At 69.3% G+C, this 15,735-nt stretch carries 14 protein-coding genes; 3 read left to right on the top strand and 11 right to left on the bottom strand.

Annotation, left to right across the window (positions count from 1 at the left end):
• Positions 1 to 6: 6 nt before the first annotated feature.
• Positions 7 to 2,142: a 3-hydroxyacyl-CoA dehydrogenase NAD-binding domain-containing protein gene (locus C3Y15_RS06885; RefSeq protein WP_069246336.1), complete on the bottom strand. Its 2,136-nt coding sequence runs from the start codon at positions 2,140 to 2,142 to the stop codon at positions 7 to 9.
• Between the two features lie 260 nt (positions 2,143 to 2,402).
• Between C3Y15_RS06885 and C3Y15_RS06880 the strand changes: the two genes are divergently transcribed.
• Entirely contained in the window at positions 2,403 to 3,365 is a 963-nt protein-coding gene (locus tag C3Y15_RS06880; RefSeq protein ID WP_014723717.1) for a LysR family transcriptional regulator, read from the top strand.
• 242 nt (positions 3,366 to 3,607) lie between these two features.
• Positions 3,608 to 5,500, top strand: a complete 1,893-nt coding sequence (gene ggt / locus C3Y15_RS06875) for a gamma-glutamyltransferase (RefSeq protein ID WP_124259940.1) — start codon at positions 3,608 to 3,610, stop codon at positions 5,498 to 5,500.
• Positions 5,501 to 5,560: 60 nt separating this feature from the next.
• Here ggt and C3Y15_RS06870 read toward each other — a convergent pair whose 3' ends face one another.
• From C3Y15_RS06870 to C3Y15_RS06840, 7 genes are all read right to left on the bottom strand, one after another.
• The gene (locus tag C3Y15_RS06870) at positions 5,561 to 6,289 is read right to left on the bottom strand and encodes a UPF0149 family protein (protein ID WP_224056715.1); all 729 of its coding nucleotides are present in this window, start codon (positions 6,287 to 6,289) and stop codon (positions 5,561 to 5,563) included.
• Between the two features lie 96 nt (positions 6,290 to 6,385).
• Complete coding sequence (locus C3Y15_RS06865; protein ID WP_124259942.1) at positions 6,386 to 7,336, bottom strand: ABC transporter permease subunit; 951 nt, start codon at positions 7,334 to 7,336, stop codon at positions 6,386 to 6,388.
• Positions 7,336 to 8,133, bottom strand: a complete 798-nt coding sequence (locus tag C3Y15_RS06860; protein WP_034192533.1) for an ABC transporter ATP-binding protein — start codon at positions 8,131 to 8,133, stop codon at positions 7,336 to 7,338. Before C3Y15_RS06860 ends, C3Y15_RS06865 begins: the two co-directional genes overlap by 1 nt.
• Before the next feature lie 39 nt (positions 8,134 to 8,172).
• Positions 8,173 to 9,189 (bottom strand): taurine ABC transporter substrate-binding protein, encoded by a 1,017-nt coding sequence (gene tauA / locus C3Y15_RS06855; RefSeq protein WP_069246339.1) that lies wholly within the window; start codon positions 9,187 to 9,189, stop codon positions 8,173 to 8,175.
• Between the two features lie 283 nt (positions 9,190 to 9,472).
• The gene (gene lipA, locus C3Y15_RS06850; RefSeq protein ID WP_011886137.1) at positions 9,473 to 10,465 is read right to left on the bottom strand and encodes a lipoyl synthase; all 993 of its coding nucleotides are present in this window, start codon (positions 10,463 to 10,465) and stop codon (positions 9,473 to 9,475) included.
• The gene (lipB, locus tag C3Y15_RS06845) at positions 10,458 to 11,213 is read right to left on the bottom strand and encodes a lipoyl(octanoyl) transferase LipB (RefSeq protein WP_011886138.1); all 756 of its coding nucleotides are present in this window, start codon (positions 11,211 to 11,213) and stop codon (positions 10,458 to 10,460) included. Before lipB ends, lipA begins: the two co-directional genes overlap by 8 nt.
• Before the next feature lie 83 nt (positions 11,214 to 11,296).
• Positions 11,297 to 11,623: a DUF2917 domain-containing protein gene (locus C3Y15_RS06840; RefSeq protein WP_011886139.1), complete on the bottom strand. Its 327-nt coding sequence runs from the start codon at positions 11,621 to 11,623 to the stop codon at positions 11,297 to 11,299.
• Positions 11,624 to 11,725: 102 nt separating this feature from the next.
• Here C3Y15_RS06840 and C3Y15_RS06835 point away from each other — a divergent pair, with 102 nt between their 5' ends.
• The gene (locus C3Y15_RS06835) at positions 11,726 to 12,697 is read left to right on the top strand and encodes a transcriptional regulator GcvA (RefSeq protein ID WP_011886140.1); all 972 of its coding nucleotides are present in this window, start codon (positions 11,726 to 11,728) and stop codon (positions 12,695 to 12,697) included.
• 31 nt (positions 12,698 to 12,728) lie between these two features.
• On the opposite strand, the gene C3Y15_RS06830 is transcribed toward C3Y15_RS06835, so the two are convergent.
• Genes C3Y15_RS06830 through C3Y15_RS06820 form a run of 3 tightly spaced genes read right to left on the bottom strand, consistent with a single transcriptional unit; the run spans position 12,729 to position 15,325 of the window.
• On the bottom strand, positions 12,729 to 13,037 hold the full coding sequence (locus tag C3Y15_RS06830) for a YbeD family protein (protein WP_011886141.1): 309 nt from the start codon (positions 13,035 to 13,037) through the stop codon (positions 12,729 to 12,731).
• A complete protein-coding gene (locus tag C3Y15_RS06825; RefSeq protein WP_059696657.1) occupies positions 13,037 to 13,963 on the bottom strand; it encodes a D-amino acid aminotransferase in 927 nt (308 codons plus the stop codon). The genes C3Y15_RS06830 and C3Y15_RS06825 overlap by 1 nt, the downstream gene beginning before the upstream one ends.
• Before the next feature lie 48 nt (positions 13,964 to 14,011).
• Positions 14,012 to 15,325 (bottom strand): D-alanyl-D-alanine carboxypeptidase family protein, encoded by a 1,314-nt coding sequence (locus tag C3Y15_RS06820; protein ID WP_011886143.1) that lies wholly within the window; start codon positions 15,323 to 15,325, stop codon positions 14,012 to 14,014.
• Positions 15,326 to 15,735: the final 410 nt, after the last annotated feature.

Below are 15,735 nucleotides of genomic sequence, written 5' to 3'. Positions count from 1 at the left end.
GGGCGTTCAGTCGATGCGGTTCAGGCTCGCGAAATCCGCGCCGCGCTCGACCAGCTCGACGAGCAGCGGCGACGGCCTCCAGAACAGCGGATCCTCGTTCGCGAACGCGCGGATGTCGGCGAGCACGTTCGCGAGGCCAACCGTGTCCGCGTAGTGCATCGGGCCGCCGCGATGGCGCGGAAAGCCGTAGCCGTACAGGAACACCGCATCGACGTCGAGCGGGCGCAGCGCGATCCGCTCGTGCACGACGTTCGCGCCTTCGTTGATCATCGCGGCGAGGTAGCGGCGCAGGATCTCGTCGTCGCTGAAGCTGCGCGGCACGATGCCCTTCTTCGCGCGCTCGGCGGCGACGATCGCGTCGACCTCCGGGTCCGGCGTGCCGACGCGTGCGCCGTCGGGATACAGGTAATAGCCACGGCCGCTCTTCTGGCCGAACCAGCCGCGCTCGCACAGCCGGTCGGAGATCTCCACGTAGCGCGCGCGCGGATCGCGCGTCGCCGCGCGGCGCTTGCGCGTGGCCCAGCCGATGTCGCCGCCCGCGAGATCGACGACCTGGAACGGCCCCATCGGGAAGCCGAAATCGCGCACCGCGCGATCGATCTGGTACGGCGACGCGCCGTCCTCCATCAGGTAGTCGGCCGCGGTGCGGTAGACGGCGAGGATCCGGTTGCCGATGAAGCCGTCGCACACGCCGGCGCGCACCGGCGTCTTCTTCAGTTGCTTCGCCAGCGCGAACGCGGTCGCGACCACCTCCGCGCTGACGCGCTTCGGCACGACGATCTCGAGCAGCTTCATCACGTTGGCCGGCGAGAAGAAATGCAGGCCGATCACGTCGGCCGGCCGGTCGATGCCGGCGGCGAGCGCGTCGATGTCGAGATACGACGTGTTGGTCGCGAGCACCGCGCCGGGCTTGCACACGCGCGCAAGCTCGGCGAACACCGCCTGCTTCACGGCCATGTCCTCGAACACGGCCTCGATCACGACGTCGGCCTGCGCGAGCGCGTCGTAACGCGTGCTGCCGTCGAAGCGCGCGACGCGCGCCGCGCGTGCGTCCGGCGTCATGCGGCCCTTCGCGACGAGCGCGTCGTACACCTTTTCGACGTGCGCGCGCCCGCGTGCGAGCGACGCGTCGTCGCGTTCGATCATCGTCACCGGCAGGCCCGCGTCGAGCGCCGCGACCGCGATCCCGGCGCCCATCGTGCCGCCGCCGACCACGCCGACCCGCTCGACGGCACGCGCGCTCGCGCGGCGCGCCTCGGGCGCCTTCGCGGCCTCGCGTTCCGCGAAGAACGCATGCACGAGGCCCGCGCGCTGCGGGCTGTCGAGGCATTGCAGGAACAGGCTGCGCTCGAGCTTCATTCCCGCGTCGAACGACAGCGTGAGCGCGGCCTCGACCGCGTCGACGATCTTCGCCGGCGAGAACAGCCCGCGGGACTTCTTCGGCAGCTCGGCGCGCGCCGCAGCGAGCGCCGCCTGCGCGGCCGTGCGCTCGGCGAGCCCCTGCGCATCGCGCGTGCGCCGCACGGGCGCGCCGAGCGACACGAGCTCCTGCGCATACGCGAGACCTTCGGCGAGCGTGTCGTCGCTGCGCGCGACGCGATCGACGAGGCCGAGCGCGCGCGCTTCTTCCGCGCTTGCGTGGCGCCCGGTCAGCATCAGGTCGAGCGCGGCCTTCGCGCCGATCAGGCGCGGCGTGCGCTGCGTGCCGCCCGCGCCGGGCAGCAGGCCGAGCGTGACTTCGGGCAGCCCGAGCTTCGCGCCGGGCAATGCGAGCCGGTAATGCGCGGCGAGCGCGACCTCGAGGCCGCCGCCGAGCGTCGCGCCGTGCAGCGCGACCACCACCGGCTTCGCGCTCGACTCGATCCGCTCGCACACGTCGGGCAGCGACGGCGGCACGGGCGGCTTGCCGAATTCGCGGATGTCGGCGCCCGCGATGAAGTTGCGGCCGGCGCCGACGATCAGCACCGCGCGGACTGCGTGATCGGCCTGCGCGGCGTCGAGCGCATCGGCCAGGCCGCGCCGCACGTCGGCGGACAGCGCGTTGACGGGCGGATGGTCGATCGTGACGACGAGCAGCGCGTCGCGGCGCTCGTGCGTGACGCTCCCGGCGCGGGCCGGTGCGGGGGAAGCGGTTGAATTCATCGTGTCTCGGGTTCGGTGCGCGCGGTGTGCCGGAACGTTTCCCCGGGCCGGACGGCGGCGCAGGTTCGCGCGACGGGCATCGCGTGCATGCCGTTCATGCCGCGCAGCGCAAGCGATCCGCTGCGACGGCCGGGCATCACTGGATTCTCGATTGATCGAGATTCATTGACAATTCCCGCATGCCTTTACAAGCTGTCAAGTCCGACTTGACATTGAATGCGTTCGAACCGTCGCACGGGACGGACCGGGAGACCTCGCGGATGGACCTGAATGCGCTGACGCTGCTCGTCGAGATCCTCGATGCGGGCAATCTGAGCAAGGCCGCGCAGCGGCTCAAGATGAGCCGCGCGAACGTCAGCTACCGGCTGAACCAGCTCGAACGCTCGATCGGCCAGCAGCTCGTGCGCCGCACGACGCGCCGCATCGAGCCGACCGAGATCGGCTTGAAGCTGTACGAGCACGGCCGGCGCATCCGCAACGAGTTGCTGGCCGCGCAGGAATCGGTGACGACGCTCGGCCAGGACCTGCAGGGCCGCGTGCGGCTGTCGGTGCCGAGCGGCTATGGGCAGATGGTGATGTCCGACTGGCTGCTCGCGTTCAAGCGGCTGCATCCCGGCATCGTGCTGGACGTGGTGTTCGAGAATCGCGTCGAGGATCTGATGCGCGACGAAGTCGACATCGCGATCCGCGTGATGTCCGAGCCGCCGCAGAACCTCGTCGCGCGCGACATGGGCGCCGTGCGCTACGTCGCCTGCGCATCGCCCGCGTTCGCCGCTGCGCACGGGATGCCGGCGAGCCTCGACGCGCTGAGCGCCGCGCCGGTCGTCACCGCGACGGTGCTCGGGCGGCAACTGCGGATCGCCGCGTATCTCGGCGACGAGCGCCACGAGGTGCTGCTCGAACCCACGCTGATCTCCGAGAACTTCCTGTTCCTGCGCCAGGCGATCCTCGCGGGGATCGGCGTCGGCATCGTGCCCGACTACGTGGTGCAGGACGACCTGCGGCGCGGCGCGGTGGTCACGTCGCTCGACGCGTACCGCTTGAGCATCTTCGGCACGCACATGTACATGCTGTACATGCCGAACCGCCACCACACGCGCGCGACCGCGACCTTCATAGAGTTCATCCTCGAACAGGCCGGCAAGGCCGGCCGGCGCGGGCCCGGCGCGATTCGTCAGGGTTTCCTGTCTGATGACAAGCGGCCGGGCGCGCGGCGAAAATAGCGCGCCGTTCGGTGTGGGATGGGCGCGCGCGTGTCGGATGTCGCATGCGCTTGGCATGCTGGATGCGTTTCGCGTGTGTGCTGTGTGCGCCGTGCGGCGCATTGCAGCGCGCGTGCCGTGTGCCGTGTGCCGTGTGCCGTGTGCCGTGTGCCGTGTGCCGTGCGCCGTGCGCCGTGCGCCGTGCCCCGCGTGCATGCCCCCACACCCACACGTCCTTCGAATTCAACGTTGCCGAGGGTTCAATGTCCGACCCGATTCGTCCGCCTTCGCGTCCCCGGACGCCCGTTGCCGCGCTCGCGGGCCTCGCCTTCGTCGCGCTGGTCGCGTTCAGCGCCGGCTGCACGTCGCCGTCCGCATCGTCGGGCGCGGTCGTCCCGGTCGCCGCGGCGTCGGGCGGCGCGGTGCCGCTGCCGGGCGTCCAGGCACCCGAGCCGTCGTCCGGCTGGACCGACAAGCCGGGCTGGACCGCGCAGCACTTCATGATCGCGGCCGCGAACCCGCTCGCGGCGCAAGCCGGCTACGAGATGCTGAAGGCCGGCGGCACCGCGATCGACGCGGCGATCGCGACGCAGATGGTGCTCGGGCTCGTCGAGCCGCAGTCGTCCGAGCTCGGCGGCGGCGCGTTCATGCTGTACTTCGACGGCAACGCGACGCAGGCGTACGACGGCCGCGAGACCGCGCCGGCCGCCGCGACCGAGCGGCTGTTCTACGGCCCGACGGGCCAGCCGCTGAGCTTCTACGACGGTGTCGTCGGCGGGCGCTCGGTCGGCACGCCGGGCGTGCTGCGGATGCTCGACGCCGCGCACCGCGCGCACGGCAAGCTGCCGTGGCGGCGGCTGTTCCAGCCCGCGATCCGGCTCGCGGAGCGCGGCTTCACGATCAGCCCGCGCCTCGCGATGCTGATCGCGAATGACAAGTACCTGATGAACGACCCGGTCGCACGCGCGTACTTCTACAACCCGGACGGCACGCCGAAGGCGGCCGGCACCGTGCTGAAGAACCCGGCGCTCGCGGCCGTGCTGCGCCAGATCGCCGAGCGCGGCGCGAACGCGTTCTACACCGGGCCGATCGCGCGCGACATCGTCGCGAAGGTGCGCCGGCATCCGACCAACCCCGGCCTGCTGACGCTGCAGGATCTCGCGCGCTACAAGGCGAAGGTGCGTGCGCCGCTGTGTACCGACTACCGGCGCTCGGTGGTGTGCGGGATGCCGCCACCGTCGTCGGGCGGCCTCGCGATCGCGCAGATGCTGGGCATCCTGGAAGCAATGCCCGACTGGCAGCAGATCGGCGCGCAGAAGCCGGTGCGCAACGACGTCGGCTACGAGCCGACGCCGTTCGCCGCGCATCTGTTCAGTGAAGCCGGACGCCTCGCGTACGCGGATCGCGCGCGCTACGTCGCCGATCCCGATTTCGCGCCGCTGCCGGGCGGCAGCTGGGCGAGCCTCACCGACAAGGCGTATCTCGCGCAGCGCGCGCGGCTGGTCGGCGAGACCAGCATGGGCGTCGCGCAGCCCGGCACGCCGCAGGGCGCGACGCTCGCGCTCGCCGACGATCGAAGCGCCGAACTGCCGTCCACGTCCGACATCGCGATCATCGACCGCTACGGCCACGCGCTGTCGATGACGACCAGCGTCGAAGATGCGTTCGGTTCGCGGCTGATGGTGCGCGGCTTCATGCTGAACAACCAGCTGACCGACTTCTCGTTCGTGCCGAGCGAGCACGGGCGCCCGGTCGCGAACCGCGTGCAGCCGGGCAAGCGGCCGCGCTCGGCGATGTCGCCGGAGCTCGTGTTCGACCGGAAGACCAGGCAGGTGACGATGATCGTCGGTTCGGCGGGCGGCCCCGCGATCATCAATCACGTCGCGAAGACGCTGATCGGCGTGATGGACTGGGGGATGACGATGCAGCAGGCGATCGCGCTGCCGAACTTCGGGTCGATGAACGGGCCGACGCAGCTGGAGCGCGGCCGCGTGTCGGAGGCGCTCGTCGACGGGCTGAAAGGGCGCGGCCACGACGTGCGCGTCGTCGAGATGAACTCGGGGCTGCAGGGCATCCAGCGGCTGAACGTGCAGGGGCAGACGGTGTGGTTCGGCGGCGCCGACCCACGGCGCGAAGGCGTCGCGCTGGGGGAATGACGGCTGACGCCGGTCAGCGCCTGCCGTCGGCTGCGTGGATGCGTGAAGTAAGGCGCGCCCTCAGTGCAGCGTGGTGGCCGCGCCGCAGCATTTCTTGAACTTCTTGCCGCTGCCGCACGGACAGGGATCGTTGCGCCCGATTTTCGGTTCCGAACGCTGCGCTGTCGCGGCAACGCGCCGCTCCTGCACGGCGCGGCGATACGGCAACCAGTAACGATAGATGTCGGCGACGGCTGCGGGAATCCGGTCGGCCAGGGTTTCCCGCCCGGACGGATCGAGCATCAGCTGCGCGTCGTCGGGCGCAACTTCGTCGGCGGCCGCTTCGTCCCCGCCGAGCAGGCGAAGCGGCCGCATCCATGCCTGGCCTTGCGGATCGTCGAAGAGCGGCTGCCAGTATTCCTGGGACAGAGCGATCGCCTGCATGAAGCCGAATGCCCAGGCCTCGGCATCGCGATATTCACGCGCGTCGTCGGCATAGACGACCGTGTCGAACACCGGCCGAAACGCGTCGGGATTGCGCTCCAGGCTGCCGATAATGCCGTTGTAATGTCGCATCAGCAGACCCAGCACGCGCTGCGCCTGCTCCATCGTCTCGAAATTCGGTGCGTCGTCGTCCGTCGGCCCCCATATGCCGCCCAGCCATTGGCTCGGCAGCAGCGTGACAGGCCCGGCCGCGATCGCGGTCAAGTAGCCGTCGAGCCCGGCGAGCGTCAGCGTTTCTTCCGACGCGACATCGGAGATCAGGAATGTGCCGAGTTCGTCGAGTTCGGCTGGCGTGAGGGATTTCATCATGTCGGCATCGTATGACAGCAGGCGGCGGCGGGCAACCCGCCCCGCCCGCTCATCATGCTCGCGAAGGCGGCTCCGGCACGGCCGTGCGACGCCTCACCCGCGCCCCTTCCACGGCACCGCACGCCGCTCCACCCACCGCATCGCGAGATCGAACAGCCACGCGATCGCGCCGATGATCAGGATGCCCATCACGACGATATCGGTGCGCAGAAAGCTCGACGCATTGAGCACCATCTGCCCGAGCCCGGCCGTCGCGGCGACCATCTCGGCGGCGACGAGTGTCGTCCAGCCGAAGCCGATCGCGATCCGCAGCCCGGTGAGGATCTCCGGCAGCGCGGCGGGCAGCACGACGTGGCGCACGATCTGCGCAAAGTTGCCGCCGAGCGAATACGCGGCGTTGATCTGCTCGACCGTCGCGGCGCGCACGCCCGCACGGGCGGCCATCGCGATCGGCGCGAAGCAGGCGAGGAAGATCACGACGAGCTTCGCCGTCTCGTCGATGCCGAACCAGATCACGACGAGCGGCAGATAAGCCAGCGGCGGCAGCGGCCGGTAGAACTCCAGCAGCGGATCGAGCACACCGCGCGCGATCCGGCTCACGCCCATCAGGATGCCGGCCGGCACGCCGATCGCCGTCGCGAACGCGAACGCGCCGAACACGCGCGCGGCGCTCCACATCAGATGCTCGGACAACGGCAGCCCGCCCTGGATGCGGCCGTGCGCCGCGTCGACGAACGCGCGCCACACCGCCTCCGGCGCCGGCAGGAACAGCGGCGGCAGCCATTGCCGATGCGTCGCGATCCACCACAGTGCGGCCAGCGCAGCGAGCGTCGCAGCGCTCAGCGCCGACGTGTTGCCTTGCCCCGGCAGCCGGTAGCGATGCGACGCGCGCACGCGCCGCTGCGGCGCCGGCCGGTTCCCGTCGAAGTCGGCGGCCGCTCGATCGGCCGCCCACGAATCCTGCATACTCATGTCGTCCTGCCTGTCCAAAGTGGCGATGCGCACGCGCCCGGCTGACGCGCCGTGCCGCGCGAGCTCCTGCATCACGCGGCCGGCGCGACGGCGTCGTCGCGGTGCAGATACGCGATCAGCCGCTCGCGCCATGCGATGAATTCCTGCGACGACTTCACCGCGCGCGCATCGCGCGACGCGACGTAACGTCGCGCGAACGGCAGCTCGAAGGTCTGCGCGATGCGGCCGGGGCCGGGCGTCATCACGACCAGGCGCGTCGCGAGGAACAGCGCCTCCTCGACGTCGTGCGTGATGAAGAACACCGTCTTGCCGGTGCGCGCCCACACGTCGAGCACGAGCGCCTGCATCGTGCCGCGCGTCATCGCGTCGAGCGCGCCCATCGGCTCGTCCATCAGCAGCACGCGCGGCTCGCTCGCGAGCGCCCGCGCGATGCCGACGCGCTGCTGCATGCCGCCCGACAGCTCGTAGACGCGCGCATGCGCATGGCGCTCGAGGCCGACGAGCGCGAGCATCTCGCGCGAGCGCGCTTCGCGCTCGGCCTTCGGCATGCGCGCGAAGCGCAGCCCGAGCGCGACGTTCCCGAGCACGTCGAGCCACGGCAGCAGCGCATATTTCTGGAACACGACGCCACGATCGGCGCCGGGGCCGGTGACCGGCACGCCGTCGACGCGCACCTCGCCCGTCGTCGGCGCGACGAAACCGGCCATGCAGTTCAGCAGCGTCGTCTTTCCGCATCCGGACGCGCCGAGCGCGACGACGAATTCACCGCTGTCGATCTGCAGGTCGACGCGCGCAAGCGCGTGCGTGGTCGGCCGACCGCGTTCGCCCGGATAGGCGACCGACAGTTGCCGAACTTCCAGCGTGCTCATGATCGAAGCCTCCGCGAGGGTGCGCCGGCGCGGCGGCGCTCAGCGCGCCGCCTTCTGCACGAACTGCGGATCGACGCCGACCGAATAATCGGCCAGCACCGTCTGGATCGTGCCCTGCGTCTTGAGGAATGCGGCGGTGGCCGCGAGCGACTTCGCGGCGCCCGACTGCGCGCCGCCGCCGAGCCACGTCGGCGACGCCTGCTCGGCAGGCGTCGGGAACGCGTACAGCGCGAGGCTGGCCGGCACGTCCTGCGCGTTCGCGCCGGACACCTTCGCGACCGCCGCGACCTGCGGCGAGCCGACCTTCCACGCGGCCGCATGGGCGCGGTAATCGGCATCGGCTGCGGCGAGCACCTTCACGAAACGCGCGACGAACTCGGGGTTCTCGCGCGCGAACTTGCGGCTCACGACGAAGCCGTCGAAGGTCGCCTTGCCGCTTTGCTTCGCGACCTGGCCCGAGGTCGTCAGCACGGTGCCCGACTGCTTGACCTTCGCGAGCACCGGATCCCAGATGTAGGTCGCGTCGATGTCGCCGCGCGCCCACGCGGCCGCGACTTCCGGCGGACGCAGGTTGACGATCTTCACGTCGTTCGGGTTCACGCCGGCGGCCTGCAGCGCGACCAGCGTATGAAAGTGCGACGTCGACACGAACGGCACGCCGATCTTCCTGCCCTTCAGCGCGGCGATGCTGGTCACGCCGGAGCCGTTGCGCGCGACCAGCGCCTCGGCGTCGTTGATGTTGTCGAGCACCCAGAACAACGAAATGTCGAGCCCTTGCGACAGACCGGCCGCAATCGGGCTCGAGCCGGCCTCGCCGAGCTGCACCGAGCCCGACGCAAGCGCGCGGATCACGTCGGCGCCGCTGTCGAGCTTGCGGAACGCGACCTTGTAGCCGGTCGCCTTCTCGACTTCACCGCTCGCCTGCGCGTAGCGCCACGGCACGACCATGTCCTGGTACGCGATCACGACTTCGCGCGATTCGGCGTGCGCCGCGCCGAGCGCGGCAAAGGCGGTCAGCGCGACGACGGCGCGGCGGATGAAGCTGAAACGGGACATGCGGCTCTCCTTCGAATACGGGCATTGCTGCGGGAGAGCCGACTTTACGAGCTTTGCGCGCGGCGGGAGCGAACTTATCCTGCGAAGCTATCGACGGCGTTTCAGCTTTGCTTTGCACGTTCGATTGGATCGCGCATCCGCACGGGCGACGATCGGCGTGCGCGGACAGCCGGTGCCTGTAACGCACCCCAAAACGAACAAGCCCGCATCGCTGCGGGCTTGGTTTGACTGCATGACGGGCGGCGCACACCTGCGGCGCCCGCATGATGCGAAGACGCGACGCTCAGACCACGCCGGCCCCATGCGCCTGCAGATCGGCGTGATAGCTCGAGCGCACCATCGCGCCGACGGCCGCGTGCGTGAAGCCCATCTTGTACGCTTCTTCCTCGTACATCTTGAAGGTATCCGGATGCACGTATGCACGCACCGGCAGATGGTGCTCCGACGGCTGCAGATACTGGCCGATCGTCAGCATGTCGACGTCGTGCGCGCGCAGGTCGCGCATCACCTGCAGGATTTCCTCTTCGGTCTCGCCGAGGCCGACCATCAGGCCCGACTTGGTCGCGACGTCCGGATGCAGCGCCTTGAAGTCCTTCAGCAGCTTCAGCGAATGCGCGTAGTCCGAACCCGGGCGCGCTTCCTTGTACAGGCGCGGCACCGTTTCGAGGTTGTGGTTCATCACGTCGGGCGGTGCGGCGTTCAGGATCGAGATCGCGCGATCGAGACGGCCGCGGAAGTCCGGCGTCAGGATCTCGATGCGCGTGTCCGGCGACTGCGCACGCGTTTCGCGGATGCACTCGACGAAGTGGGCGGCGCCGCCGTCGCGCAGGTCGTCGCGGTCGACGCTCGTGATCACCACGTACTTGAGCTTGAGCGCGGCGATCGTGCGGGCGAGGTTCTTCGGTTCATCCGCGTCGAGCGGATCGGGACGGCCGTGGCCGACGTCGCAGAACGGGCAGCGGCGCGTGCACTTGTCGCCCATGATCATGAACGTCGCGGTGCCCTTGCCGAAGCATTCGCCGATGTTCGGGCAGCTCGCTTCCTCGCACACGGTATGCAGGTTGTGCTCGCGCAGGATCGTCTTGATCTCGTTGAAGCGCGAGCTGCCGGTGGCCGCCTTCACGCGGATCCACTCGGGCTTCTTCAGCTTCTCGATCGGAATGACCTTGATCGGGATGCGCGCCGTCTTCGCCTGCGCCTTCTGCTTGGCGGTGGGATCGTAGGCAGGGGTCGCGGCCGGATCGGCCGGGGCGGGGGAAGCGGTAACGTCAGTCATTCGAATGTTCCAGTGCGTGCGGCTTGTCGGCGGCCGCGGATGCGCCGTCGAGGTTGGCGATCAGGCGCCCGACCAGCGTGCGGGCGACGTCGTTCCAGTCGGCGGCAACCTCGAGGCTCGCCATGTCGACGGTTTCCAGTCCGGCATAGCCGCACGGGTTGATCGCGAGAAACGGGCGCAGATCCATCTTCACGTTCAGGCTCAGCCCGTGGTAGCTGCAGCCGTTGCGGATCTTCAGGCCGAGGGCCGCGATCTTCGCGCCCCCGTGCACGCCGGATGCCACGTAGATGCCGGGCGCGCCCGCCTTGCGGACCGAAGCGAGATTATACGCCGCGAGGGTTTCGATCACGGCCTCTTCGATCCGCGTCACCAGCGTGCGGACCATCAGCTTGCGCCGGCGCAAGTCGAGCAGCAGGTAGGCGACGATCTGGCCGGGGCCGTGATAGGTGATTTGCCCGCCGCGGTCGACCTTCACGAGCGGCACGCCGCTGTCGGCCACCAGCAGATGGGCCGGGTCGCCGGCCTGGCCGAGCGTGTAGACGGGCGGATGCTCGACGATCCAGATCTCGTCGGGGGTCTCGGCGGTGCGTGCATCGGTGAACGCGCGCATCGCGTCGAAGCTGGTCTGGTATGCCTCGGTGCCGCGCCAGCGCACGGTGAGCGGCGCGTCGTGCTGAGCCGGCGAGCCGGCGGGCGATGCGGAAACAGCGACGGGCGTGGACACGATGGCAACCGGCGAGACGGACATGGACGGTAGTTTACCGAAAACCCACCGGTCCCGCCGGCAGCGGAAGGGGACGGATCGCACGCATCCGTCCGACGAAAGCCGCGTCAGACGGTGCGCCAGCCGTCGTGGAGCAACGCGCTCACGCGCTCGCGCAGCCGCGCGAGCGCACCGCGCGCGACCTCGGCCGCCGGGCGCGACACCGAGAACGCGACGTACGCGCCCTGCGCGCTTTCCGCGCTCAGCCACAGGCGCTCGCCGCGGCGCAGCCGCAGCGTCTCGCCGTCCACCAGGAAGTAGTCTTCGACGTCGTTGCTGCGCGTCGCCCACAACGGCCCGCGCTGCACCGTCAGGCGCGTGCTGCGTTGCACCTTCATCGGCACGGTTTCGCCCGCGGGGATTTCGAACGTGATGCTTGAGGAAATTTCTTGCATGATCGTCTCCGCCAATAAATGCTTCGATGGCTACAATCGTAGTCATCCAGGGGCGCCCGACCAAACGACCAATTTTCACGTCGATGTGAGGAAAATTAGCAAATGGACCTCCGCCAGCTGCCCGCGCTGAACGCGATCCGCGCGTTCGAAGCCGCCGCCCGTCACGAGAATTTCTCCCGCGCCGCCGACGAGCTGTACGTCACGCACGGCGCGGTCAGCCACCAGGTGCGCGCGCTCGAGGACGAGCTCGGCGTGCAGCTGTTCACGCGCAACGGCAAGCGGCTGTGCCTGACCGACGCCGGGATGCGCTATGCGCAGCAGGTGCGCGCCGCGCTGATGGTGATCGCCGACGCGACCCGCGACGTGCGCGCGAGCGACCGCGGACGGCGGCTGGTGGTGTCGATGCTGTCGTCGTTCGCCGCGCGCTTCATCACGCCGCGCATCGGCACGTTCATCGAGCGGCATCCGGAAATCGACGTCGAGCTGCAGTCGACCAACTCGCTGACCGATTTCGCGCGCGACGACGTCGATCTCGCGATCCGCTTCGGCTCCGGCAACTATCCGGGGTTGCATGTCGAGCCGCTGTTCGAAGAGGTGTTTTTTCCCGCATGCTCGCCGACGCTGAACGGCGGCAAGCTGCCGCAGACGCCCGCCGATCTCGCGCACTACCGGCTGCTGCGCTCGGACGACGAGCTGTGGCGGCCGTGGTTCAACGCGGCCGGGCTCGATACGCTGACCGAGCCGAAGCGGGGAATTCTGTATCAGGATTCGTCGAACCTGCTGCTGGCCGCGATCGAGGGCCAGGGCATCGCGCTGGTGCGCCGTTCGCTCGCGGTGGACGATCTGCTCGCCGGGCGGCTGGTGCGGCTGTTCGACATCGCCGGGCCGAGCCCGTGGCACTACTTTTTCGTGTGTCCGCCGCCGCTGATCGCCACGCCGCGCGTGCAGGCGTTCAGGGCGTGGCTGCTGCAGGAAGTCGCCGAATACCGGCGGCGCTGCGACGAACTGGACGCGCGGCACGCGGCGAGTGCGCTCCCCGCCGCGCGCGCGCAGGAAAGGACGGGCAGCGCTTAGGGCGCGCGAACGAGAACGCGCACGCGCATCGTCACAGCACGACCTTGACCATCGGATGGCCGGTCAGCGCACGGTAGATGTCGTCGAGCTGCGCCTGGCTCGTGGCGCGCACGGTGATCGTCAGGCCCGTGTAGTTGCCGCCGCTCGATGCGCGCTCCTCGATCTTCTCGACGTCGATCTCGTTGTCATGCACGGACACGACCTTGAAGATCGTGTCCTTGAACTCCGGGTGCGCCTTGCCCATGATCTTGATCGGGAAATCGCACGGAAACTCCAGCAGCGACTCCTTCCGCGCATCGATCGCGCCGGTTACCTCGATGGTTTTGGTCGGTTCGCTCATCACTTTCTCCGGGTTAGGTCAAACTGTTCAAACTCGCGCGCCTTCGCGCGCTGGTACGCGTCGTACAACGCCGCGAATACCGGCCCAGGCGTGCCGCCGTGGACCGGCAGGTCGTCGAGCGACGTGACGGGCAGGATTTCCTTCGTGGCCGACGTGAGCATGATCTCGTCCGCCGCGCGCAGCTCGACCTCGCTGATCTCGCGCGCGACGAACCGCACCTCGCATTCGTCGGCCAACTGCTCGAGCAGCGCGTAGCGGATGCCTTCGAGAATCCTGTTGCTGCGCGGCGGCGCCAACAGCTCGCCGTTCTTCACGATCCAGACGTTCGACGACGATCCTTCGGTCACGTTGCCGTCGCGCAGCTGAATCGTCTCGAACGCGTCGCGCTCCGCCGCATGCTGCGCCATCAGCACGTTGCCGAGCAGCGAGATCGACTTGATGTCGCAATGCAGCCAGCGGCGATCCTCGGCCGTCACGCAGCGCACGCCGCGCGCGCGCTCGTCCGCCGACGGCAGGCGCAGCGGGCTCGTCATCGCGAACACGGTGGGCACCGCGTGCGCCGGGAACGCATGGCCGCGCTTCGCGACGCCGCGCGTGACCTGCAGGTAGACGAGCGCATGGCCGTCGCCGAGGCCGGGCGCGTTCGCCTCGACCACGCGCTCGATCAGCGCGCGCCAGCCGGGCGCGTCGTGCGGATCGTCGATGCCGATCTTCTTCAGGCTGCGCGCGAGCCGCTCCAGATGCTGATCGATCCGGAACGGCACGTGCGCGCCGTCGTGCGCGTAGACGGGCACGACTTCATACACGCCGTCGCCGAAGATGAACCCGCGGTCGAGCACCGGCACGCGCGCTTGCGACAGCGGCACCAGCTCCTCCTGCGACGACACGCTGAGGTACACGATCGGTTCGAATTCGGCTTGGCTCATGGCGATATCAGATGGGGATGAAGTCGTGGAAACAAAGGCCCGTCGCGCTTACTTCTTCTTGCTGAACATCAGCAGGATCGAGTCCCAGATGCGGCCGAAGATGCCGGCTTCCGGCACCGCCTGCAGCGCGACGACCGGGAATTCCGACAGCGCCTTGCCGTCGGCGACGATCTTCACCGTGCCGACCTGCTGGCCTTCGGCGAGCGGCGCGATCAGCGGCGCGTTGACGTCGACTTCCGTCTTCACCTTGTCGCCGAAGCCGCGCGGCACCGTCACCCACTGGTCGCCCTTCACGCCGACCTGCACGGTGTTGGCCTTGCCCTTGTAGATGCGCGGCGTCGACATCGCCTGGCCGCCCTTGAACAGACGCACCGAGTCGAACGCGCTATAGCCGTAGTTCAGCATCTTCATGCTGTCGGCGGTGCGGTCGCCCTCCTTCGGCTCGCCCATCATCACCGACACGAGGCGGCGCTGGCCGTCGACGCCCGGAATCGCGCGCTTGGCCGACGCGATCAGGCAGTAGCCGGCCGCTTGCGTATGGCCGGTCTTCAGGCCGTCGACGGTCGGGTCGAGCCACAGCAGGCGGTTGCGGTTGCCCTGGCGGATGTTGTTGTACTTGAATTCCTTCTCCGAGAAGATCCCGTAGTACTGCGGAAAATCGCGGATCAGGTGCGCGGACAGCTTCGCGAGGTCGCCGGCCGTCGTGTAGTGGTTCGGGTCGGGCATGCCGTTCACGTCGGCGAAGTGCGTGCCCTTCATGCCGAGGCGCTGCGCCTCGTCGTTCATCAGCGTGACGAACTGCCCTTCGCTGCCGCCGACCAGTTCGGCCAGCGCGATCGCCGCGTCGTTGCCCGACTGGATGATCATCCCGTAGACGAGGTCGTGCACCGACACCGGCTTGTTCGCCTCGATGAACATGCGCGACTCGTCGCGGCCGACGCGGCGTACCGCCTCGCTCGGCGTGACGATCTGCTCCATCGAGATCTTCTTCTTGTCGAGCGCTTCGAACACGAGGTAGGCCGTCATCAGCTTGGTGAGCGATGCGGGCTCGACGCGTTCGTCGGCGTTGCCGGATGCCAGCACCGTGTTGCTGGTCGCATCGACGAGCACCCACGAGCGCGCGTTCACGCCCGGCGGCGGCACCGCGCCCGGCATGAAGGTCGCGGGCGCGCCGGTGGACTGCTCGGCGGCGGCCGGCGCGGCATGCGCGGCACGGGCCTTGGCGGCCGGCTTCGCCTCGGCGACGACGATCGTCGACGCGAGCGCGACGGGCAGCATCACGCCCAGCGCGACGTTGCGCGCGGCGGTGCCGAAGGCGATGGAAGAAGCGAGAGACTTGAGGCCTTGGGAAGACAGACGCATGATCGATTCAGGCTGATGGCAGAAAGTGCGGCGCGAAATGCGCACGGTTGAACGGCAAGGCGGCGGGCGTTCCGGGCATGCGCCCGACTGCGTCGGACGGCGCGAAACGCGGCGGTTGGACTCGTGCGGACGCGTTCGGTTCGCGGCCGCGCGCGAGCGGGCGCAGCGGCGGAGAAACGAGCGCCGCATGGGCCAGCCGGGCCGCCGGCGACGCGAAATGCGGCCATTATACGTGGCCGCGAACGGCGTTTTCGCGAACCGGGCGTCGAGTCGGGCGGCAAGTCGGCGCACATCGGCTCGCGCAGGATAGCGCGGCTGCGTAGCGGGCAAGCGTCGTCGAAGCCGCGCGAAAGGCGCGTGCAGGCGGCGTGCAAGTTGCGCGGCCGTTCGGATTTCGAAGCGTGGCGGCG

The organism is Burkholderia sp. B10 (assembly GCF_004368385.1).
Classification (GTDB): Bacteria; Pseudomonadota; Gammaproteobacteria; order Burkholderiales; family Burkholderiaceae; genus Burkholderia; species Burkholderia vietnamiensis.
Note: the sequence above shows the minus strand (reverse complement) of the source record. Positions and strands in the feature narration are given on the sequence as shown.

Bases quoted from the DNA above. Each gene is read 5' to 3' on its own strand.
- C3Y15_RS06885 (WP_069246336.1), bottom strand. From the start codon at position 2,142: ATGAATTCAACCGCTTCCCCCGCACCGGCCCGCGCCGGGAGCGTCACG.
- C3Y15_RS06880 (WP_014723717.1), top strand. From the start codon at position 2,403: ATGGACCTGAATGCGCTGACGCTGCTCGTCGAGATCCTCGATGCGGGC.
- ggt (WP_124259940.1), top strand. From the start codon at position 3,608: ATGTCCGACCCGATTCGTCCGCCTTCGCGTCCCCGGACGCCCGTTGCC.
- C3Y15_RS06870 (WP_224056715.1), bottom strand. From the start codon at position 6,289: ATGAAATCCCTCACGCCAGCCGAACTCGACGAACTCGGCACATTCCTG.
- C3Y15_RS06865 (WP_124259942.1), bottom strand. From the start codon at position 7,336: ATGCAGGAGCTCGCGCGGCACGGCGCGTCAGCCGGGCGCGTGCGCATC.
- C3Y15_RS06860 (WP_034192533.1), bottom strand. From the start codon at position 8,133: ATGAGCACGCTGGAAGTTCGGCAACTGTCGGTCGCCTATCCGGGCGAA.
- tauA (WP_069246339.1), bottom strand. From the start codon at position 9,189: ATGTCCCGTTTCAGCTTCATCCGCCGCGCCGTCGTCGCGCTGACCGCC.
- lipA (WP_011886137.1), bottom strand. From the start codon at position 10,465: ATGACTGACGTTACCGCTTCCCCCGCCCCGGCCGATCCGGCCGCGACC.
- lipB (WP_011886138.1), bottom strand. From the start codon at position 11,213: ATGTCCGTCTCGCCGGTTGCCATCGTGTCCACGCCCGTCGCTGTTTCC.
- C3Y15_RS06840 (WP_011886139.1), bottom strand. From the start codon at position 11,623: ATGCAAGAAATTTCCTCAAGCATCACGTTCGAAATCCCCGCGGGCGAA.
- C3Y15_RS06835 (WP_011886140.1), top strand. From the start codon at position 11,726: ATGGACCTCCGCCAGCTGCCCGCGCTGAACGCGATCCGCGCGTTCGAA.
- C3Y15_RS06830 (WP_011886141.1), bottom strand. From the start codon at position 13,037: ATGAGCGAACCGACCAAAACCATCGAGGTAACCGGCGCGATCGATGCG.
- C3Y15_RS06825 (WP_059696657.1), bottom strand. From the start codon at position 13,963: ATGAGCCAAGCCGAATTCGAACCGATCGTGTACCTCAGCGTGTCGTCG.
- C3Y15_RS06820 (WP_011886143.1), bottom strand. From the start codon at position 15,325: ATGCGTCTGTCTTCCCAAGGCCTCAAGTCTCTCGCTTCTTCCATCGCC.